A 21,750-nucleotide genomic window follows, 5' to 3' on the forward strand; every position below is an offset into this window, starting at 1 on the left:
AGTGATTTACGATAGGTATTAGGAATAGCTCAAAAGGAATTGAAAGATTTTGCAAATTAACAATCTCCGTTCCCTGTTTTCCGCAACCCGACCAGATCCACAAACCGTGCTCGCTCTGGCCTTAACCACGCTAACCGCTTGCAACTGACTGAACTTTGACCGATGGTAAGAATCAAATCTGTCTGATTTCATTCATGATATGGAGGTCTGCCCATGAGCGTTCTGCTCCTCGTTCTCAGTGCCCTGGTACTGATTTACTTCAGTATCGGTGGCAAAACCGCCGCCCTCATCATGTCCGTCGCTACCCTGATTGGTGTCGCCCAGGACGACTGGCACATTCTGAGTTTTCTGATCGGCGGCATCCTGCTGGCTTTGGCACTGATCGTAACCCTCCCTGGCGACCTGCGCCTGGATAAGCTCAGCCGGCCACTGCTGGGCTGGGTTCGCAGTCGCTTACCAAAACTGTCTCCCACCGAACAGGAAGCCCTCAACTCCGGCTCCGTTGACTGGGACGGCGAACTGTTTTCCGGCCAACCTGAGTGGAACAAGCTGCTGGATGCCGCGCCCGCTCATCTGACCAGTGAAGAACAGGCGTTTCTTGATGGCCCGGTGGAAGAACTGTGCAAGATGCTGGACGACTGGCAGATCACCCACGAAGACTACGATCTGCCGGACAAAGTGTGGAAGTTCATTCGCAGCAAGGGCTTCTTTGGACTGGTGATTCCCAAAGAAGACGGCGGCCTGGGTTTTTCCAACACCGCCCATTCCGAAATCGTCATGAAGATCTCCACCCGCAGCGTGTCTGCGGCGGTGACCGTGATGGTGCCCAACTCCCTCGGTCCCGGCGAGCTGCTGATGCACTATGGTACCGACAAGCAGAAACAGCACTACCTGCCTCGCCTGGCCGGGGGTGAAGAAATCCCCTGCTTTGCCCTGACCTCTCCGGTCGCCGGCTCCGATGCTGGCGCGATTCCGGACAAAGGCATCGTCTGCAAGGGCGAATGGAACGGCAAGGAAGTGCTGGGCCTGAAAGTGACCTGGAACAAGCGCTACATCACCCTGGCGCCGGTCGCTACGCTGATTGGCCTCGCCATCAAGGTTTACGACCCCGAGCACCTGCTTGGCGAGCAGGACGAGATCGGTGTCACCTGTGTAATGGTGCCGCGGGATACCGACGGCGTAAATGCCGGTGCCCGCCACCTGCCGATGAACACGGTCTTCATGAACGGCCCCACCTGGGGCACCGAAGTTTTCATCCCCATGGAACAGGTAATTGGCGGCCAGGACATGCTCGGCAAGGGCTGGAAAATGTTGCTGGAATGCCTGTCCATCGGCCGCTCCATCTCCCTGCCCGCTCTGGGCACCGGTGCCGGCAAACTGGCCAGCCTGGCGACCGGTTCCTACGCCTACACCCGGGAGCAGTTCGGCCGCTCCATCAGTCAGTTTGAAGGCGTACAGGAAGCCCTGGAACCCATTGCCGGCTACACCTATATGATGGATGCAGCCCGCCTGCTGACCGCCGGTATGCTGGACCGGGGCGTTCGCCCGTCGGTACCTTCCGCGGTGCTGAAATACCGCAACACAGACCTGATGCGGGAAGTGATCAACCACGCCATGGACGTGGTCGCCGGCCGGGGCGTGATCACCGGCCCCCGCAACTTCCTGGCACGGGCCTACCAGGCCGTGCCTATCGGCATTACCGTGGAAGGCGCCAACATCCTGACCCGCAGCCTGATGGTCTTCGGCCAGGGCGCCATCCGCTGCCACCCCTTTATTGTTGAGGAAATCGAAGCGGCGGGCATGGAAGACCAGGATAAAGCCGCGAAAAAGTTCGACGGCATCTTCTACCGCCACCTGGCCCACACTACCCGCAATGCCCTGCGTGCATTCGTTCTGGGCTTGAGTAAAGGCTGGCTGGAAAGCGCACCCCGCCAGGGTGACATCCAGAAATACTACCGCCAGCTAGGCCGTTTCTCGGCAGCCTTTGCCCTGATGACCGACGTGACCCTGCTCACCGTCGGTGGCGGCCTGAAAGCCCGCCAGCGGCTGTCTGGCCGCATGGCCGACTGTCTCGTACAGCTTTACTACGCCACCGCCGTGATCAAGCAATGGCATGAAGAAGGCTATCCGGACGACCAACGGGATCTGGTGGAATGGTGCCTGCAAACCTGCCTGCACGACCTGCAGGACTCCATGCGTGAAGCCATCATAAACTTCCCGGTACCCGCCCTGCGCTGGCCGCTGCGGCTGATGGTCTTCCCTCTCGGCGCCACCGGCCTGAACGGCCCGGATGACAAGCTCGGTGCCAAAGTGGCCGCTACCATCGTGAACGACACGCCTGTTCGCCAGCGCATCAGCCGGGGCACCTACATCAATGCCGATCCCAGCGATTCGCTCGGACGTGTACTCAACGCCTATCGACTGGCAAACGAAACCGAGGAATCCCGCCACAAACTGCACGAAGCGATCCGCAGCCGGGACGAAGACGAAGTGGATGGCATCGCCCTGCTGATGGGCCACCAGCGCAAGGAACTGGTGGACTGGGCCTGTGCCCAGGGCATTGTCAAAGCAGAGGAGTGCCCGAAACTGGAAGAAGCCCTGACGGCACTCTATGACGTCATCCGCGTAGACGCCTTTGATGCCGACGGATTGAAATCCCTCGCCAAAAGCGCCAAAGGCAAGCGCAAGGTGGTGGAGCGGCCGTCCAAAGGCTGAGCTTAGCTACCCTCTCATTGAGGGGCGGTCACTCGCCCCTCAAGCCACCCCGAATCGCCTCATCCACCAACCACCGGCGCAGCGTCTGAATCCCGCGCTCCCGCCGGCGGCTGGTCTTCCAGGCAAAGTAAAATTTGTCGCCGGTCACCACCGAATGCGTCGGCAACCGCACGAAATCTTCAGAATCCTTCCGGGTACTCAGCATGTAGTCATTGGTCAGGGCAATGCCCTGATGAAACCGCGCCGCCTCAAGTGCCAACAGCATATGGCTGAAGTGCTGCACGCGAGTGCCCGTGGGCATCAATTCACCTACCGCGCTGTACCAGGCCTCCCAGTCTCCGGCCGGTCGGTCGAAAATGCTGTGAGTGGATAGCAGCGGAAACCCCGCCATCTCACCCGGCGACACCGGTTGCTCATCCCGCCGCTCCGGCTCCACATCCCGGCCCAGCTCCCGGCGCATACGCTGCCAGTAATCCTGACTACAGACCGGAAACAGTCGCTCCTCATACAGCAAATCGTAACTGTAGGCCCGGGAATCCCGGTGAATGGTGATGAAACAATCCGCCACCCGATCCGACAACACCGGGTTCTCGCTACTCATCTCCAGCGCCAGATCAATCTGCGGATGCAGCCGCTGCAAATCCGGCAACCGGGGCACCAGCCAGCGCACGGCGAACGAACTGAACACCGACAACCGCAATCGACTCTCCTCATGCCCCAGCAACTGCTCACTGGCCCGCTCAATCTGAAGCAGAGCCGAACCAATGGCATCGAAATACTGCCGCCCCTCATCGGTCAACGTCACGCGACGACCGGAGCGCCAGAACAACCGCTCGCCCAGATAGGTTTCCAGCTGTTTGATCTGGTGGCTGACCGCGCTCTGGGTGATGGCCAGTTCTTCCGAGGCCGCTGAAAAACTGTTCAGCCGGGCGGCGGCTTCAAATACTGGGAGAGCTTTTAGAGGTGGGAGTCTCATCGTTTCTTGTTATCTAATTTTCTAATGAATGGGGAATATTGATCATTTTATCGGATAGTTAAGCACGCCTAGAATCCACATCCAAGGTCAGGGGGTGTGTCGGCGGACTTGCTTCCGAAAATATTCGTAGCCATGGATGGCGGAGACAAGCGTACAGGGATGTACTAGCAGCGGTTTTCGGAAGCAAGTCCGCCGACATGCCCGTTCACTCAAGTTAGCGGATTTCAGGAAAAGGAGCACCACAGTGTCAGGCAAAACCGTCAACAGCGCCATTCTGCTGCTGGTCATCGGCAACGCCATGGCCATACTCTCAGACGTCTTCATCAAGCTCCTGGACCCCGGCGCCCCCGTCTTCCAGTTCGCCTTCCTGCGCTGCGTCCTCACCCTGGCGTTCCTGCTCCCGCTCGCCCGCAAACTGGACCGCAACAACCTCTTCGGCGGCCTGAAAGTCCACGCCATCCGCGCGCACATCCATCTGGTCGGCATCGTCTGCATGGTGGTGGCACTGACCAACCTGCCACTGGCCACCGCCAACGCCCTGTTCTACGCCGCGCCCATCCTGGTGATGGTACTGTCCGCCGTATTCTTCAGCGAAAAACTGACGCCGCTCAGTGTGACTGCTGTGTTCAGCGGCTTTGCCGGCATCATCGTCATCCTGCGACCGGTGGACTTCAACTGGGCCGTCATCGCCGCCCTCGGCTCCGCCTTCGCGCTGGCCATCAACGCCGTCATGGTGCGCCAGCTACCCAAGGAGCAAACCACCGTCCACAAACTGTTTCTGAACTACCTGCTCATCGTCCCGGCAGCCGCCGCCCTGGCACTCTGGGAAGGCGCGCCCTGGAACCCGCAAATCCTGATCAGCGCCGCCGGTTCCGCCCTGTTCATTCTGGGCTACAACATCACCGTGTTGCTGGCCTACCGGCAGGTAGATGCCAACCAGGTCACCAGCGCCGAATACACCGGGCTGATCTGGGCGGTCGCCATTGGCTGGATCTGGTTTGGTGAGGTACCTGACCTGTGGTTCCTGGCGGGCAGCCTGATGATCGTCGTGCCGCTGGTACTGATTGGCCTGCGGCACCGGAAGCGGTCACCCGCCCGGGGATTCAACCCGGCGGAGCGGGAGACCGCCGGGGAGACAGATCAACGGGTTAGCCGTTCTTCCGCCCGAAGACAGGCCTCGATGGCAAAGGTGTGAGGGTGTAATACCCTCATTTTCGTAGTGGTCAAGTAATTTAGGCACCGTCTTATGAGTATTCAGGTAGGCCTGCTCAGCCACATTCGGCGGCGGTGTCAATATTCAAACAACCTCTTCCGATTCAACAGCCCTTAACATCGTAGATAGATCCGGCATTGCTGGTTGGGTAAAAAGTAGATTTCGGATAATGGAGGGCTCAAACGCAACATTGTTCTCGGTACACGCAGACCTCAATCTGCGGATAAATGCCATATCCACTTCTTTCATATGGTCATGTTCAGACTTTAGCTTCAGCAAACGGCTATCGTGTTGAGTGTCGTCAATCAGCTCGAACATCTGAGCCTTATAAAGCAGGACAATGGCCTTTCGGATATCTGCTGCCGTAACGTCCTTTCGCACCGATGCTATGCGTACGATTAGTTCCTCGATCAATTCCTGCTTTTCGAGGGGAGGTAAATCTCTAAGCGTATCACCAACAAGCCTAAGCAACTCTCTAGGTACCGTGACCCACTTGCGTATTCCGGCGAACGTGACCGGTCATTCCGGGCATCGTGACCGATTTGCACACGGCCATCACGCTGGAGTCGGTTTTGTACTCTGAGCGGTCACGATGGGTCAACCGATTCCGTCTTTTGTGTTTTCGCTTTTCGCAGTGATTCCCCCTTCAGATTAAGCCGGTGAGCGCCGTGCAGGAGCCGGTCCAAGATGGCGTCGGCGAGCGTGGCGGAACCGATATAGTCGTGCCAGTGTTCCGTGGGTAGCTGACTGGCGATGAGCGTTGAGCCTCTCCCATGTCGGTCTTCGATCACCTCCATCAGATCTTGCCGTTGTTGCGCTGTCACCTTCTGCATCCCCCAGTCATCCAGGATCAGCAGGTCGGTTTTTAGCAACTGGTTCATCAGTCGGGCATAGCTGCCATCGCCATGGGCGATGCGCAGCTGTTCGAACAGGCGCGGTACCCGTAGGTAGCGAACTGAGAGGCCTTGCCGGCAGGCCTGATTGCCCAGGGCACACGCCAGCCAGGTCTTACCGCACCCGGTGGGACCGGTAATGCACAGGTTCAGGGATTGGCGGATCCAGTCACAGCTGGCCAGTCCGGCCATGCGAGAACGCTCCAGCCCTCTCGGGTGGTGGTAGTCGATGTCTTCAATACAGGCCGGCACACGCAGACGGGCGGCCTTGAGCAGCCGCTCCAATCGCCGGTTTTCACGGTGCAGCACTTCGCGATCTACCAGCAGGGCCAAGCGCTCCTCGAACGCCAGGTCGTGGGTGTCGGGCTGAGCCCGCTGTTGTTCCAAGGCATCGCACATGCCTGTCAGCTTGAGCTGTCGCAGGGTATCGAGGGTGTTTTGAGTCAACATCAGTTTCTCCGGGATCAGTGGTAGTAGCGGGGGCCGCGAACGTTGGTGTGTAAGGGCAGATCGGCCAGCTCCGGATCTTCCTCGGTCAGGGGAAGAGGCAGTTGATCCAGCCCCTGCTTCAGGATTGAGCTGATGCTCTGATAGCTGGCCGAGTTGATGGCCAGTGCTCGGCTACAAGCCTGCTCCAGGCGGTCACGGCTGTAGCGGCGACTGAGGTTCAGCAGACCCAGGCATGCTCGGTAACCATGCTCTGGATGAGGGCGATCCTTAAGCTGTCGCTGTACCACGTCGAGTGTGGCCGGCCCGATGTCCGTGGCCCAGTTCAGGAACCGCCCGGGAGACCAGTTCTGATGGGCCTGGTGGGACTTGGGCATGTGCTCGGTCAGGGTCACGAAGCGGCTTTTGCCATGCCGTGGGTGCAGAGCCACCCGCTGGCCTTTGTGCATGACCTCAACGGACGTATCGGTCACCCGAACATCCAGCTTCACCCCCACCAGGGCGTGAGGCACGCTGTACAGGCGTTTGTCGATCTCGATGTGGTAGTCGATACCCGGTCGTGCCTTGCGCCACTCAGCATAGACATAGGGCGTGGCAGGCAGTGGCCTGAGTGCGGGTCGGTCCAGTGCCTCGAACAGACTCTGGCGGCTCTCGGAGCGCCCCTGGAACGGGCGCTGGTTCAGTGCTGGTAGCAGGTCTGCAATCGCCGAGTTCAGTTCGGCCAGTGAGAAGAACGTCCGGTGTCGTAACCGGGCCAGGATCCAGCGTTCAACCAGCAGCACAGCGGCTTCGGCCTTCGCCTTGTCCTTGGGCTTGTAGGGACGTGCCGGCAGTACCGCCGTCTGGTAATGGGCCGCCAGTTCCGCGTAGGTCTCGTTGATCTGAGGCGTGTATCGGTCCGCCTTGGTGACTGCTGCCTTGAGGTTGTCCGGAACCAGCAGTTCCGGCACGCCACCGTAGAACGCCAGCATCCGCTGGTGGGAGGCGATCCAGTCCGGTAGAGACTGGCTCCACGTGGCCTCGGCGAAGGTGTAGCTGGAGGCGCCCAGCACAGCGACAAAGACCTGAGCCTTGCGCATCTCACCAGTGCTGCGATCCACCACCGGAACCGTGGGGCCGCAGTAGTCGATAAAGATCTTCTCACCGGCCCGGTGGACCTGGCGCATGCTGCGCCGCTGACGGCCTTGCCAGAGCCGGTAGTGATGGCAGAACTGGCTGTACCGGCGGGCCTTGTCGCCGTGACGTTCCACGTACTCAGCCCAGAGCAGTTGCAGGGTGACGCCTTTGGTCTTCAGCTCCTGATGGACCTGAAAGTAGTCGGGCTCGGCAAAGCGTGCAGGCGGCGTCTTGGCCGGGAACAGCTGGGCTTCCAGCCGAGCTTCGTCCGTGCCTTCTGGCAACGGCCAGGTGATGCCCTGAGCGGTGGCCAGGCTGACGTATTTACCGACTACGCCCTTGGAGAGGCCACAGGCGCGGGCAATGCGCTCATGGCTCAGGCCCGCTTCGTACTTGAGGCGCAAGACCTCGATGATTTGTCGCATGGAAATCCTCGCTGCCGGCATCCGCCCTTCCTCGTGATGAAAAAGGAAGGGGTATGCCGGATAAAGTTGAAGAATTCCAGCGTGTTGGAAGGGATTCCGGAGGAACGTGACCGATGATTCCGGCATCGTGACCGGCGATTCCGGAAAACTACCCGAAATCGGTCACGATAAAACGGAATGAGCGGTCACGATCATCCGGAACAGGCGGTCACGTTCAAACGGAATGGGCGGTCACGATGGGCCGGAATATGCACCACTTTTTCTTGCGTAACAGAGCTTGATAACTCTCTCGGCTTCCAGGCTTCAAATCAGCGTTAGGATGACGGGGGCTATCTGTCGTGATCAGCTCTGCCAACCAAATAGTGTTGCTGCCAGGCGACATTTTAAGGGCCACTGTATCTATGGCCTTCAAAAACGTGGAAAAAGAACCGAAGCCCATGTCCTTCTCACTGAATGCGCTATTGACGTTGAGGACACCTTGTTTCAGTACATTCAGCGGTAGGGGTTCTGTACTTGCAGCCAAGATGGATTCTACGATCTCAGCTGCATCATCGAACTCAAGCTCTCTTGTGTTGGTTGAAACAGGATCTGTATGGATGTAACGAGAGCAGGACGATTTCACACTCTCACTCAATGGTGAACGAGGGCCAACCCCGATTACTTCCTTTCCCATTTCCCTTAGGCGACGAAATAGCGGTGAGAAGTCAGAGTCCCCCGTTGCAAGCACAAACCAATCAACATCAGCTAGCCGCAACGCATGCTCCATGACATCAACGGTCAGCTGGATATCAGCCGAGTTTTTACCGCTTACGGGATGAAAACTGTGGATGAGTTCGAACCCTAGTCGATTCAAAGGGGCTTGGAAATTGGAGATACCTGGCTTACTCCAAACTCCATACGCGCGTCTGACAATCACCTGACCAATAGCACTAATATCTGCCATCAACCGCTCAGTGCCATCGTCCTTCACCCACTGCGTCAGGTTTTCAACATCGATGAAAACCGCAATTTTGGACTTTTCCAAACACTCTCTCCTTGTCCCGATCAGTAGATATAACCAGCCCCAATGCAGTGGACACGCATTGATAACGGCGACTGGCTATGGGTTATTACCCAATAATCTCAACTTTGAGTGGTCGATTGAGCTTTATTGACAGATCCTCCAGCAAATTCTTCTTGCTTTTGGTGTTGCTGTGAGTACAGACAAAAAATTTACCGACTTGAACTTGCCCATATTTTGGATGCTTCGATGTCGATACCAGATCGACTCCGCTCACTGTAAGTCTCAAAGAACGAACGTTCTCTAGGAGTCTGCGCGGCAGAAGCTACATTCTGGCACAATAGATCAAAATTCTTCAGCAACAGGATGACTGATGGGAACCACTTTCCGCCCGTATTCGCCTGGCCAGGAACTGCTTCTTCCCCCGAGCCTGAACGAGTGGCTGCCTGAGGGGCATCTGGCCTATTTTGTCAGTGATGTCGTCGAGGAGTTGGATTTAAGTGCGTTTTATGCCCGCTACGAGGGCAACGGCCGACGCAACTCGCCCTTCGATCCACGAATGATGCTGAAGATTTTGATCTACGCCTACGCCACCGGCGTTTTCTCTTCACGCAAGATCGCCCGGAAGCTGGAAGAAGACGTGGCCTTCCGGGTTCTGGCGGCAGGCAACTTCCCCAGGCATCGCACGATCTGTGATTTCCGCAAACACCATTTGGTTGCCTTCAAGGCCGTGTTTATTCAGGTGGTCCGGATTGCCCGGGAAGCGGAGCTGATCACGCTGGGAACACTGGCGATTGATGGCACCAAGGTTCGGGCTAATGCCAGCAAGCATAAGGCCATGAGCTATGGCCGCATGGGCGAGGAAGGCGATCGTTTATCGAAAGAGATCGATGCACTTTGTCGTCAGGCACGTCAGACAGACCAGTCGGAAGACCGACAGTTCGGCCCGGATAACCGGGGTGATGAACTGCCTGAAGAGCTTCAGTACCGGCAGGCGCGGCTGGAAAAGATTCGTGCTGCCAAAGAGAAATTGGAAGCAGACCAGAAAGAGCGGGACAAGGCTCGGGGTCGGTCCCCGGACGATGATCGGCGCTCACCTCGCGGGGGCCCGAACTTCAAGCGGGATTACGGGGTTCCGGATGACAAGGATCAGAGCAATTTTACCGATCCGCAAAGCCGGATTATGAAAACGGCGGACGGGTTCCAGCAATGCTACAACGGCCAGTTGGCCGTGGATGGTGAATTCCAGCTGATTGTCGCCAACCACCTGGGCAATAATCCCAGTGACAATGGCTGTCTGATACCACTGCTGGATCAGGCAAAAGACACTCTGGAAACCTATCCGGATCAGTGTCTGGCTGACGCGGGTTACCGTAAAGAAGAAGATCTACAGACCCTGGAAGACAAAAGCATCGACGGCTATGTCTCGCTGCGTCGGGAGGGCAAGAAGAGTTCAGAGATAGACGCGAGCCGTTATCCGGCCAGCGCCCGGATGGCCGGGAAGCTGGCCACGGCAACCGGGCGATCGGTTTACGCTCAGCGCAAGCATCTGGTTGAGGCGGTCAACGGCTGGATCAAGCATGTTCTGGGCTTCCGACAGTTCAGTCTGCGGGGCCTTCACGCCGTGCAGGGTGAATGGGATCTGGTCTGTCTGTCGCTTAATCTCAGGCGGATGAGTTCACTGATGAGGCTGAAATAGAGGGTCCGAGGGATCCTTGGGCGTACTGAGTGATCGGACTACGATAACGCATTCGCTGATAACCGTCTTGACTGACTGAATAGAGAGAATCGAGACTCTATTCGGCTGGATATTGTGGATACGTTCTCGGGCCGAACTGTGATTCGACGCGGCGGGGTCACTTGCTCAAAATACTTCTGCCGCGCAGACTCCTAGCCCAAAATACTCGATAGTTTCAGCCATCGTCTGAGCAGCAGTCTCTCTCTGAATTACAGCCCCGTTGGCCAACGTGACTTTGATACCTGTCCGAGCAGATTTAGAGTGCGGCCTTATCGAATATCCGGGCTCGATCTTTACTCTTTCACGGGTTTTTATATCGATTCCAGAGCTCCATTCGCTCTGCAATTTTTCGAGTTTAGACCGAAATTCTTTAAGTTTTTTTCCTGCGCTACTGATAGCTTCAGCGTCGTCATATTGGCTTTTGTTAAAAGCAGCAGAACCCTCCTGATTTAATTGGGATTCAACAGCCTGAATTTCCTCTAGTATTAAAGAGAATGCAGCCGATACACCATCAGATTTCATGACTTGCTCCAATCTTTCGCACCGTAAAACGCTGAGTAAATGGATGGCCCTTTGCTCCATCCTGATCACGCGCTTGGCTAGGCATGTTTAGTTCCGCAGCTCTGCAATAACCTTCCAGTGCTTCTCCCCTGGAAGCAAACACTCCCAAAACCTCCAGCCATTCACAGGATTGCCCGTGATTGAAACGGCAGCAGACGATGGTGAAGTAAACCGCTTGCCCTGAACTACAAGAGCACCCTTGGCTACAAGCCCGGCATACATCTGACCCTTATAAGTTGCGCGAAATTCGGTACCATGAGGAAAGGCAACACCCTTACATACCCATGGGTTTCCGCCTGTCGTTTCGTTACCTGCTGTAGGCTTCGATGCTTGATCGTCAAGCCCAAGGAGCAGCCGAATTACGTCATTTTCGGTCATCGATTCAGACTCTCGGCGAACCGTTAGCTCTTTGAAGACTTCAAAATCAACTTCGATAGTTGCCATGACTCAGCCCCTGAACTCAGCTATAATAGTATTTATAGTAGCTTTTATAGCATTTATAGCAAGGAAGTTTTGAGTCTATGGGAGGATCTTTTTATTCGTGACGCCGCCAACATGTGCGGATACGGAATAGCAACGGAGCCGAAATGTAGCAGACGGACTTCCACTAGTGCAGAGCTCTCAATGCGGTTCATTGGTGCTGCGGGATGCCAAAGAGGGGATAGGAATGGATACAGTGTCATCCCAGAGGTCCTTGAATGAACGCCATCTGAAATTCATGTTTACCGCTACAGGAGGAATTCGAGGTTTCTCAGCTTTATAACTAGGAGTACACAGCCTCCAAAACTCGCTTTACCCGGTCTATACAATCAATCGCCTGCTTTCGTGAAAGAGGAAGCATACGCATCTTCTTGGTTTTCTCGGGGTGCATTACCTCATTCCCATACTCGCGAATTTTGTCCATGTCGCTGGCCACAAATGGAAGGATTTTACCGGCACGATCTATCAAGTACCCCAGCTTCATCGGACGACCTTTCCCAGACCTACCATCTTCATAGGCCTCGTATCCAAGACTGCTAGCGCGATCTATCAGAGCATATTCCATGACTCCACGTGACATGGCTGCAACGCTTTGCCAGTTTCCGAAGATGAACGACCGGTAAATCTCCTTGATTCTCACCCGGACGTGGTGTGGAAGCATATCCGACCGTCGACTTGAGACTAAGGGCTTTAATTCCTTCATATTCGCGTGCCACTCGTCCGGCTCGAAGAATTTGGCCGAAACAAGCTCCTTAATAGCGACCAATTCCTCATCCGCCATATACTCCAAATGTTCTGGCGGGTCATAATCAAGAAGGTCCTCCAATCGCTCCGTTGCGAGGTCAAATGCATCAAGAATCGGAGTCGATTTCTGAGAGGATCCGGACCAATCTCCGAGGGTCAAACCGCTCTCAGCCAACAAATCCTCAAGCGTGACTCCTTTCGCGTCCCCGAAGATCGCAATATTACGAATTACATCCGCACGGGGCTCGTACTCGCGCTCGAAAAAACTCAATAGAGATTTTGAGCCGCTAAATAACGGCACATCTGATTTTGCTACCTCGCCCTCTAACTCCTTGCGCACCTTTCTCGCGACGTGATCAATGCGCAAGAGTTTTCTTTTAATCAGTTCAACCTGACCCTTTTCCAGTGACGACAGATCAAGATCCTCAAGCGATGAGATCTTTAAGACCTCATTCAATTCTTGCCGGACGAACGCAAGGAGGTGGTTTATATCCATAATCTTTACCGAACATTCTAGCGTTCAGCTATGTGGCATGACGCATGCCCACGGTGGTCATGTGTTCAAAAAGTGAAAGCACCTATCTGACAACCTGAGACGAACTTCAATCGTTGTTCACCTTAAAGCTAAGTTAAGCGGTAATCGGGCGCTTCTTCCAGCTCAATTCTCTCAGAGTTGGGGAAAGAAGGTCGCTATGGACAAGGTCTACTCCCGAATCACTCGATTTCGGATTCCTCAAGTTTTTGGACTAACGATTTGAAAGCTCTCAAGTCGTCATCTCCAAATTGTCTTCGACTGGCCGGAAATTTGTCTGTGTCTTTGAAGGCGTCTCTTATTGTGTTCCAACGCACAGGCATAACGCGCCCATTTACGCTTTGTCGCTTGCCCCCTGAAATTCGAGACCGTATTTTACTTATCAACCGACCGTCCAGACCAATGGCATGATTGGTGTACAAAAATTCAGGCCCACTCAAATCTAGCAAACTAATGTCTTGGTCTATTTGCTCGTGTTCCGCCCGAATCTCAGTCAGTCGTGGAGGCTGACCAACCAGTTCGATTTGGTCCGAGTCGATATATTCCTCCCACTGAGCTTCGAGGGCTCTATCTCCAAGTTCTGAAGTGTAAACTGAAGGACTCGCAGAATAGGAAAGGACGAGCTGATTTTTGGCGCGCGTCATCGCCACATAAAAACGGGATAGGTCACGGAAACGCTCGTTAAGGGGCTTATGTAAGTCGGGGAGGGTCTGATCATTACAGTTGACGATAACCATCAGATCGAACTCAAAACCTTTCGTGTGCTCAAGATCTGACAAATAAATCTGGTCGTCGCCAATATTTGCAGTGTCATTAAGAACCGTCAAACCAGTGCGTTTGCCGAACTCTTGAACCTGATACAACGAGTAACCGCAGATCGCGATGCAGCATTTTTTCTCGCTCTCACCCTCCATGAACTCGTCAACGTAGGCCTTGGCGTATGCTATTTCCTCGGGCAGGCTGGCGGCCGACAGCAGCAGCGGGGTCGACCCAGAGAAGTTTGCGTACTCCGGGTCCAGTACCTCGAAATCCGGCGAGTCCAGCATCTCCTCAGTCAAATTGTTAAGGAGAACCTGGTGGGCTACCGAAAGAATTTCCCTTGAGTTCCGATAGTTCTTCTCAAGCTTGATTGATCGAGCCCCGGGTAGATCGATACCGGCTTGAGCAGCGTTGCCATGTTTTGCCTGGACCTGCTGAGCGGCATCACCGCAGAGGAACAGATCATCCTTATTTTGCTCAACGAGCCGACGAATTAATTGTAACTCAATCGTTCCTAAATCTTGCGCCTCGTCTACGAGAACAAATCGATACTCAGGAACGATTCTATCTAGGTGTTTCGATAATGCTGTCGACAAACCCAGATAGTCAGTCACGCCCACGTGGTGCATTTTATTTTCCCACGCTTCCAGGGCTTGAATTAGTAGCTGACGGTACCGTTGATCTAGCGGGAAGCTGCGCCCGCTGCGCTGCACCGTTAGGTATTCTTTCCGCTCGCTAGGCAAAAAAGCGCTTCGCATCCAATCAAACTCTTCACGGATATACTGCTCTGCATCGACACCGCGTGAGATAAGAGAATCATGTAAAGGAAGCAAGATCTCTGCGTCGTGGTTGTTCAGTTCACATCGGTAAAACTCGCGCCAAATTTCGTCAATATGTTCCTGGCTTTTCCATGTTACATCGTCGTATAGCCGATCGTTCTCTGGTTCAAATCGATGCAGTAGATCTTGGCAGAGCTTAAACAAAGGTCGCACTATGATGCGAGAAGAGACCTCTTCGGTCGTCGCAGCGGCTGTCATATCTTGGATCAGCCGGGCGAGTTGTCGATTGAGTGTGAGAATCAGGATTTTTTCACTTGGGTTTTCACGAGCGAGGCGGATGGCGCGCTGTACGATGACACAGGTTTTCCCTGACCCAGAAACACCAACGAGCTTCGCAGGGCCATTGAAGGAACGATCTACGATATTTTTCTGGTCCGGATGAAGATAAAGCATCCAGTCCATGTACTTTCCGTAGCGGGCAAAATGACCCAATACGTCCGGATAGTAAGGCTCGTCAGCAGAGATCTTTCGAATTTTATCGCTCTCTGCTAGCTCTGCGATCTGTTCGGGAGTGAGAGTTGCTATAGGCTTATTCTCGCCGAGGAAGAGGCGGATGGCATCCACTGCTTCCTCGCATTGATCGTCTCTAAGGAGAGTAAATACGTCTAAAACCGCATTGGAGCGCTCTGGATCCTCTATCTTAGCGGCGGTGGCGAGTATTTCATCCTCAGGTGTCGATACTTCTATCGATTCGATTTCTCGCTGCAAAGAACGTGGCAAAGACTCCACCAAACGATCGAAGTATTCGGTTGGTTTAATTAACTCATAAAGCTCACCGGCAATTGGTTTAGGTAGACTGTAGGGAGACGCAGTTTCATGGTCACGAACCAGTCTCATTCGGTTAACGCTAAGTCGACCGCTCTTGTCAGTGACAAGGGTACTGCCCCGGTTTTTGTTCAGCCATCGGTCGCAATCATCATGAGTGCCTGCATAACATAGCAGCACGACACCACTATCTTGGATAGTGATCAGTCGTACTCCGCCGCCCAAATCGTATTTAACGCACTTATCAATCCTGCTCTCGCCGTAGTTGGTGGTTTTGAGGCCATCAAACAGTCCCGCCTCACCAAGAGATGCCCTCCCCAACACAGCTCTTATCTTGTCTGCCGATTTCTGGAACTTGCCACCTCGACGTGTCAAATCCACAACGCTTCTATCAAAATCTTTGTAGGTCGCGACTTCTAGCGGCTTAGGTACTGCTGCAAGCACCGCATTGTTGTTCTGTATCACTGTGAAAGCTCCTTCTGCGCTATATTCAGCTTGTCCTTTTTTCGGAATAACCGAGGTTGGTGCTTCTGAGGTACCGGACAGCAGCCTAGCATTTTCTTGGAAATTGCAGGTCGCCGATGCGGTAGATGCCTGATAGCATTACACAAAAAGGAAATGTACATGTCTTGGCAACGGACGGAAAGCACTACTCCGAGGAATTCGAAATAGACGCAGTCAAACTAGCTGTATATTCCAATCTCAGCCGGATCTGACACAGAGTCATGCTCGAGCTTCAAACTTACTAGCAGTTGGCGACATTTCAGCATGAGCGTAAAGCAAGACAATCTTCCCTCTGAGCGTTTCACTGATGACCAAATCAACGCAGTAATAAAAAATGCGATTGAAAACGGGGCCAGGCGCTACATACAAGGCTGCGAATCGCGAGTGGATGACTTTGTCCGGCGGCACTACTCATTTCGGGGCTCCCTGGGAATTCACGCCCACGCGGTGGGATGGGACGTGATTCGGGTACCAATCAACATTATTTGGTCGTTGGTGAATATCGTTCTTGCATTTGTAGGAATGTTAGCCGGTTTAGCGCGTCTCAAAAAATTAAGGGCTTGGATCAACCAAATTCCACCCGGCCTCGAAACCGACATGGATCGTCAGATCAGTTGGCTCGTCGTTACAGAACTACTCCAACTGCCTCACGAACACGGGGGGAAGCGCAGCGAACACGATGCGTTGATGGAAGAAATCGTCAAAGATCCTTCGCTGCGACTTTTACTGGACAAAAAGCTCGATGCATTTGTCGCTCTCTCAAAGCAACCTGATTTTGAGAAAAGGCTTAAAGCCAAACTGGGCGAATACGGAGCAACTCGGACCGCTTCCGCTGACCTCGCGGGTAATGCCGTTTTGCTTGTTACGAGCAAGATTGCAACTGGCCAAGCCGCGTTTGGAACACTCGGTGCTGGAACAGCAGCTTCTGCGGCCTTGGCGCATTCTATTGCGGCGTCTAACTTCTGGCTGGGCTCTGCAATTGGATCTTACTACTATGCTCTTGTGCCGGTTACTGTTTCACTGCGTTTGCTTATTGCCGTGACTGCGTTGATAGCTGTAGTTCTAGCCCTGATATCTACGTTCATTGGGATACTTACAGATCCTCTACAGGCGAAATTGGGCGTTCATCAACGACGCCTTCGAAAACTTATTGCGGCGGTCAAAGATGATTTACTCGGAGCTGAATCAAATTTTGAGCTCCGTGAGAAGTACATCGGCAGACTCTTCGACGTAATTGATGTACTGACTACAGTTGGCCGAAAGATGTAAGCGGATTATTCAATGTAGTTAACTGTTTTAAAAACGTACGTGGAAAAAGGGTAGAACCCCAGATCTGAAGGTTTGAGCATAAAGCCACTGGACGAATACTTCTCCTGAGGCAGGAGGAAACCCTTGTCAAGAAATCAGGGGTCAGCGGGCCATAGCAGCTACCACGTGTTCTGACAGATTAAGTAGGGCTGCAATGAGTTTCAATCGAAAATGCGGGCCAACCAATACGCGGTGCCGCCAGGGTCTGATAACCCAAACATAAAACGTCGGGATGCCATTGAGTCAAAACGATCGGATCGATCTATGGTAGCGCCGATGCCAATGCGAAGGCGGTTTCCAAGAAAATAAAAGCCAACGTCTACCCCATGGGCATATTCGCTTCCATTTGTGTATTGGTTGTACCGGCTGAACGAGACATCAAAGCCCGACCAAACGAATTCCTCTTTGAACAGTCGAAAGCCAAGGCCGGTTCCCCAGGCTGGATCGCGGCCACGCTGGTCGACGAGCAGGGGTAAGTTCACAAAAACCTTTTTATTCGATTTAAAAACAACGCCAGGCTGCCAGACCAAATCATAGCCTCCGTTACGCGAATCGATACTCATATGACTTGGTAGTAACTGTGCGACTCGGTATCCAAATTTTGGCCAGAAGTTACCGGGTGGAAGGGTGTTTGGCACTTTCGTGTGGAGCCCAAAACCCAGCACGTTAAGTCCAAGATTTGAGGTGGGAACTGTAGCCATCGAGAAAATATCGACAGCCATTTCACCCCTGCCATCCTTTTGAAACTCATTCAGTGAATCCTCAATTGCCCACGCCCACCAGGTGAGGTGGGTCTGCAAGTCTCTTAATCCACGTCGTGGGTGTGCCATGAGGTTCTGGAAGGTTTCATCAATGAAATAAGAGTTCAGATAGAGTCGCTCCTCACCGCGGCCTGCTTCCCCTCTTCTACAAACCGTTACTCCCGTATCGGAAAGTGCCTGCCACTCACTTAGATCCCAGTCGACAAGGCAGCTGGAAACTGAATTCCAATTTACAGTTTTCAGACCAAGCGAGGGAGCGACCAATTCTCTGATCTGAGGATCAGCCTCAAATTTTCGTTTGATTTTGCTCAGAAGGCACACAAACCCGTCTTTGCTGGCGACGTCAGGGAGAAGTGAGTGAGCTTGCAGCCAAGAAGGACTCTTGACAGCTACGTCGCAGGCTTTTTTGATGGTTTCAGTTTCAAAGGGAGGTGCGTCATTCTCTTCATTTGCAGTTACTTGGATCTCCTGCAATGAGTTTTGAATAGCCTTTAGGAGAGCGAGTCTGAATACCTGACTGACGGCTGAGTTTTCAGGCTCTTTTTGTTGCCCGCATTGGTTGTCGAATTCCGAATTGCATAGGTTCCCCCTCTGGCAGGATAGTTGGCACTACTTAATTTTTAACCAGTTGGGCGGTTCAGGTGTTAATAGTGCCTCGTTATTCCGAAGAACGTAAAGCCGCAGTACTGGCAAAGTTATCGCCACCACAGAGCATGACGATAGCCGCCCTTTCGCGGGAAGAAGGCATTTCGGAGCAAACCCTTTACAATTGGCGGACACAAGCCAGAAAAGAAGGACGCCCGGTGCCCGGTTCAAAAGCCAAGTCAGACCAGTGGTCAGCAGAAGCAAAGCTGGCAACCGTCATTGAGACAGCCGCGCTGTCTGAAGAAGAGCTCAGCCAGTATTGCCGGGAGAAAGGCCTTTACCCCGAGCAAGTCCGGCGCTGGAAAGAAGAGTCCCTGCAAGGCTTTCAGCGCAGTGCAGAACGGGAAAAACAGCTGCGTAAAAAGAGCCAGGCCGACCAGAAACAAATCAAGAAACTTGAACGTGAACTGCGCCACAAAGAAAAGGCTCTGGCAGAAACAGCGGCACTGCTGGTGCTGCGAAAAAAGCTGGATGCGCTCTGGGAGAACGACAGCGGGGAAGACTGACCCCGACCCCGGAGCGCAGAAAAATGGTTAAGCTGATTCAGGAAGCCATGGTCTCAGGTGCGCGCCTGGTCGCAGCGTGCGAAGAAGCCAGTATTAGCCTGCGCACCTATCGTCGTTGGTACCGTGAAGGCACGGTACAGTCGGATCAGCGCCTGGAAGCGGTGCGCCCCGAACCGGCCAACAAGCTCAGTAAAGAAGAACAGGAGAGGATCTTGTCCACCTGCAACTCAGCTCGTTACGAGAGCCTTCCGCCGTCTCAAATCGTGCCTACGATGTTGGACGAGGGGCTGTACCTTGCGTCTGAATCGTCATTTTATCGAATATTGAAAGCGCACGACCAATTGCATCACCGCGGACAAAGTCATGCACCAAAACCCTCTCGCGAAGCAACAACACACCATGCATCCGGGCCTTGTGAGCTTTGGAGTTGGGACATTACGTATCTGGCCTCGACAGTCCGTGGGCAGTTCTATTACTTGTACATGTTTGAAGATGTCTACAGTCGGAAAATTGTGGGCTACGAAGTCTACGAGGTGGAGAGCGGCGACTACGCAGCCGGGTTATTGCAGCGTTGTCTGCTCCGGGAGCAGTGTCTACACCAACCTCTGGTGCTGCATTCTGACAATGGTGCACCGATGAAGGCCCAGACTATGAAAGCGAAAATGGAAGAGCTGGGCGTCACACCCTCGTATAGCCGACCAAGGGTCAGTAATGACAACGCGTTCTCGGAGTCACTGTTCAAGACGTTGAAATACCGACCGGAATGGCCGTCATCCGGGTTTAAAAGCCTCAGCGATGCACGGCGCTGGGTAGATCGCTTCGTGACTTGGTACAACACCGAGCACAAACACAGTAAGTTGCGGTTCGTCACGCCCCAGCAACGTCATACCGGCGAAGATGTTGCTATCCTGGCTCAGCGTCAGCGTGTGCTGGAGCAAGCGAAACAGCGGACACCGAGCCGCTGGGGAGGTCGTCAGATAAGGAATTGCGAGCCCGTTGGGCCAACGACACTGAATCCTGAAAAATCTGCTGTAGAGAAAAATGCGGCTTAAATGCAGAAATAGTGTCAACTATCTTGAAAAACACCGGGTTCATGACCAGTAGGTGGCCCGCCTCAGATTGTTCAAGAAGCTCGGACGAGCCAATCCAATCAGTCACACAACGATCAAGAGCATCATCGAGGTAACCTTTGCAGACGTAGTTTGACGCATAGAAAAATAGTCCGTCATACACCCCTGCATAAAAATCGTGTTCCCGCAGTGGTCGGCCCATGAAGGCCCCGAAAGCTTGGAGATGATCCGCCGCGACGCGGGGGTATCGGTCTGTGGCCTGGAGGGGAGCGTCGACAGATCCATCATCGGGAATATCGACAAGATAGCGCCCAGTCGTAAACAGTTCGTATTTTCGGGCACTGCTGGCGGTATTGCTCAGCATACCTATCAAACCCTTAATACCAAAGTGCTCGATTCCGCTGGTTCCGCTCTTCTCTTCTTGTACACTCAAGCGACGACGATCCTGATCAATGTAGATCGTGTGATCAAGGTCAAGACGTTTTGAGTGCAACTTTGCCAAGTCTAATGAAAGGGACAACGGTTTGTTATCGAACACTCCACCGTCAAGTAACCATTGCCAGCGAGTTCCTGAGTTATCTTCGCCCTTTGAGGCCTCGCCCTGTTCTGGATTCCGCGGAGCGTTATGAATTTTAAGCTCCATCCTAACTGGTGAAAACGCGAAGGGAAACGCGCTAGAGGCGGACGCAATTTTCATGACGGTTGTGACTGGAACAATAGTCGTGTTTGCAGCAGGTAGAGGTTCTGCAAAGACTCCTAGGCGTTGAAAGGCCTCCTCTGCCTTACCTTGATCTACATCCAACAGTTTAAAAGAGCCATTGCCAGAGTGATTAGTAGTAAACCTAAACACAATTGCCTGACGCTGAACTTCGGTTGATATAGCGCTTTTGGGCAGCGTATATTCGACCGGCGACATCGATGTGACAGTGACGCCGAGATCAACCGTACAATTCGATCTGAACAGTTCAGGTTGATTTAAAGCCATTTCCACCCTCTGACGGTGGGTGGGGTCGTATTTGGGATTCTTTGGATTGAGTTTAACTAGCTCTTTGCCGTCTTTCTTAGGGACGGTTTCGGGGGCTTCAAAGTAGTATCGTTGAAACAGTGATGGAAAATCTGAAATGGCCGTGTTTTCTCTGAATGATCTAGACTCTTTTTGCTCTTTGCGTTCAGCATCTTCTTTTAACTCCGACCGTATTTTGGACTCTGCGTGCCACATCATCTGATAAGCGGCATCTACTGAGCCAATCCTTGTCATGAGTTGCTCTATACCTGTTGTGGTCCAGAGCTCCCAGAGCAGGCTCTCTTCAGGCCTAGACGGAAACTCTTTCTTGCACCAATCGATTGCACCGAGGATGGCGTTCACATTGCCCGCTGACGCTCCCGTGAAGTTAACGAGATCTGATTTTCCGTCATTCCGGGCCGCAGCCAGAATGGCCCAAGTGCTTCCAGCCTGATATGACCCAAAACTTATGCCGCCGCTGACCACTAACGACAGGTTTTGAGAGGAGTAAACTTTCCCGGAGGCCAGTAACAATGCAGTAAACAAATAAAGTAACGAGCGTTTTAGACGTGCTATCCGATCTATCACCTGTTTAGCTCCCTTAAACAGTGCTGCACTTTCCAATTGACTTTATTGATAGTTTACTTAACGAACTATGTCCAATCTGATGTAACGAATCTCATCAATGGCGAGATGATAAGCGGTTTGAGCTATGGGGCATGTCATCATGAACGCGATATGCCGTTTTGG

14 protein-coding genes and 1 pseudogene are annotated in these 21,750 nt (G+C 53.5%); 5 read left to right on the forward strand and 10 right to left on the reverse strand.

The genetic code is table 11. From position 1 onward, the window contains the following. The first annotated feature begins 213 nt into the window (after positions 1 to 213). A complete protein-coding gene (locus OZ656_RS19690) occupies positions 214 to 2,715 on the forward strand; it encodes an acyl-CoA dehydrogenase (protein ID WP_379944836.1) in 2,502 nt (833 codons plus the stop codon). A 28-nt stretch (positions 2,716 to 2,743) separates the two neighbouring features. Here the strand turns inward: OZ656_RS19690 and OZ656_RS19695 are convergent, their stop codons facing one another. Then, complete coding sequence (locus OZ656_RS19695; protein ID WP_183580979.1) at positions 2,744 to 3,691, reverse strand: LysR family transcriptional regulator; 948 nt, start codon at positions 3,689 to 3,691, stop codon at positions 2,744 to 2,746. 244 nt (positions 3,692 to 3,935) lie between these two features. On the opposite strand from OZ656_RS19695, the gene OZ656_RS19700 reads away from it, so the two are divergent. Further along, positions 3,936 to 4,886: a DMT family transporter gene (locus OZ656_RS19700; protein ID WP_379944837.1), complete on the forward strand. Its 951-nt coding sequence runs from the start codon at positions 3,936 to 3,938 to the stop codon at positions 4,884 to 4,886. Between the two features lie 605 nt (positions 4,887 to 5,491). Here OZ656_RS19700 and istB read toward each other — a convergent pair. From istB to OZ656_RS19715, 3 genes are all read right to left on the reverse strand, one after another. Then, positions 5,492 to 6,247 carry an IS21-like element helper ATPase IstB gene (istB, locus tag OZ656_RS19705; protein ID WP_011784510.1) on the reverse strand — a complete coding sequence of 252 codons (756 nt, stop codon included), beginning with the start codon at positions 6,245 to 6,247 and terminating at the stop codon, positions 5,492 to 5,494. A 14-nt stretch (positions 6,248 to 6,261) separates the two neighbouring features. After that, positions 6,262 to 7,806: an IS21 family transposase gene (gene istA / locus OZ656_RS19710; protein WP_011784509.1), complete on the reverse strand. Its 1,545-nt coding sequence runs from the start codon at positions 7,804 to 7,806 to the stop codon at positions 6,262 to 6,264. A 193-nt stretch (positions 7,807 to 7,999) separates the two neighbouring features. Next, positions 8,000 to 8,809 (reverse strand): NYN domain-containing protein, encoded by an 810-nt coding sequence (locus tag OZ656_RS19715; protein WP_379944838.1) that lies wholly within the window; start codon positions 8,807 to 8,809, stop codon positions 8,000 to 8,002. A 349-nt stretch (positions 8,810 to 9,158) separates the two neighbouring features. Here OZ656_RS19715 and OZ656_RS19720 point away from each other — a divergent pair, with 349 nt between their 5' ends. Beyond that, positions 9,159 to 10,484 carry an IS1182 family transposase gene (locus tag OZ656_RS19720; protein ID WP_075196030.1) on the forward strand — a complete coding sequence of 442 codons (1,326 nt, stop codon included), beginning with the start codon at positions 9,159 to 9,161 and terminating at the stop codon, positions 10,482 to 10,484. A 165-nt stretch (positions 10,485 to 10,649) separates the two neighbouring features. On the opposite strand, the gene OZ656_RS19725 is transcribed toward OZ656_RS19720, so the two are convergent. The 4 genes from OZ656_RS19725 to OZ656_RS19740 form a co-directional block, all read right to left on the reverse strand. Continuing rightward, positions 10,650 to 11,045: a hypothetical protein gene (locus tag OZ656_RS19725; protein ID WP_379944839.1), complete on the reverse strand. Its 396-nt coding sequence runs from the start codon at positions 11,043 to 11,045 to the stop codon at positions 10,650 to 10,652. Between the two features lie 87 nt (positions 11,046 to 11,132). Continuing rightward, positions 11,133 to 11,528: a DUF4357 domain-containing protein gene (locus tag OZ656_RS19730; RefSeq protein WP_379944840.1), complete on the reverse strand. Its 396-nt coding sequence runs from the start codon at positions 11,526 to 11,528 to the stop codon at positions 11,133 to 11,135. A 319-nt stretch (positions 11,529 to 11,847) separates the two neighbouring features. Beyond that, entirely contained in the window at positions 11,848 to 12,804 is a 957-nt protein-coding gene (locus OZ656_RS19735) for a hypothetical protein (RefSeq protein ID WP_379944842.1), read from the reverse strand. A gap of 218 nt (positions 12,805 to 13,022) precedes the next feature. After that, on the reverse strand, positions 13,023 to 15,668 hold the full coding sequence (locus OZ656_RS19740) for a UvrD-helicase domain-containing protein (protein WP_379944843.1): 2,646 nt from the start codon (positions 15,666 to 15,668) through the stop codon (positions 13,023 to 13,025). Positions 15,669 to 15,971: 303 nt separating this feature from the next. Here OZ656_RS19740 and OZ656_RS19745 point away from each other — a divergent pair, with 303 nt between their 5' ends. Then, positions 15,972 to 16,976, forward strand: a complete 1,005-nt coding sequence (locus OZ656_RS19745) for a DUF6635 family protein (protein WP_379944844.1) — start codon at positions 15,972 to 15,974, stop codon at positions 16,974 to 16,976. A gap of 200 nt (positions 16,977 to 17,176) precedes the next feature. On the opposite strand, the gene OZ656_RS19750 is transcribed toward OZ656_RS19745, so the two are convergent. Further along, positions 17,177 to 18,250 (reverse strand): hypothetical protein, encoded by a 1,074-nt coding sequence (locus tag OZ656_RS19750; RefSeq protein WP_379944845.1) that lies wholly within the window; start codon positions 18,248 to 18,250, stop codon positions 17,177 to 17,179. Between the two features lie 176 nt (positions 18,251 to 18,426). On the opposite strand from OZ656_RS19750, the gene OZ656_RS19755 reads away from it, so the two are divergent. Then, positions 18,427 to 19,979, forward strand: a protein-coding gene (locus OZ656_RS19755) for an IS3 family transposase (protein WP_379944846.1) whose coding sequence is annotated in 2 segments (ribosomal slippage) — positions 18,427 to 18,892 and positions 18,892 to 19,979 — 1,554 coding nt in all. Because the reading frame shifts where the segments join, the coding sequence is not laid out codon by codon here. Between the two features lie 592 nt (positions 19,980 to 20,571). Here the strand turns inward: OZ656_RS19755 and OZ656_RS19760 are convergent. Then, positions 20,572 to 21,588 (reverse strand): annotated as a pseudogene (locus OZ656_RS19760) (patatin-like phospholipase family protein); the annotation flags it as partial. Positions 21,589 to 21,750 lie beyond the last annotated feature (162 nt).

This window comes from Marinobacter sp. LM1 (genome assembly GCF_042763285.1).
In the GTDB taxonomy this organism is placed as follows: Bacteria; Pseudomonadota; Gammaproteobacteria; order Pseudomonadales; family Oleiphilaceae; genus Marinobacter; species Marinobacter nauticus.

Coding starts and splice junctions, on each gene's coding strand:
- OZ656_RS19690 (WP_379944836.1), top strand. CDS start 214: ATGAGCGTTCTGCTCCTCGTTCTCAGTGCCCTGGTACTGATTTACTTC.
- OZ656_RS19695 (WP_183580979.1), bottom strand. CDS start 3,691: ATGAGACTCCCACCTCTAAAAGCTCTCCCAGTATTTGAAGCCGCCGCC.
- istB (WP_011784510.1), bottom strand. CDS start 6,247: ATGTTGACTCAAAACACCCTCGATACCCTGCGACAGCTCAAGCTGACA.
- istA (WP_011784509.1), bottom strand. CDS start 7,806: ATGCCGGCAGCGAGGATTTCCATGCGACAAATCATCGAGGTCTTGCGC.
- OZ656_RS19720 (WP_075196030.1), top strand. CDS start 9,159: ATGGGAACCACTTTCCGCCCGTATTCGCCTGGCCAGGAACTGCTTCTT.
- OZ656_RS19725 (WP_379944839.1), bottom strand. CDS start 11,045: ATGAAATCTGATGGTGTATCGGCTGCATTCTCTTTAATACTAGAGGAA.
- OZ656_RS19730 (WP_379944840.1), bottom strand. CDS start 11,528: ATGGCAACTATCGAAGTTGATTTTGAAGTCTTCAAAGAGCTAACGGTT.
- OZ656_RS19735 (WP_379944842.1), bottom strand. CDS start 12,804: ATGGATATAAACCACCTCCTTGCGTTCGTCCGGCAAGAATTGAATGAG.
- OZ656_RS19745 (WP_379944844.1), top strand. CDS start 15,972: ATGAGCGTAAAGCAAGACAATCTTCCCTCTGAGCGTTTCACTGATGAC.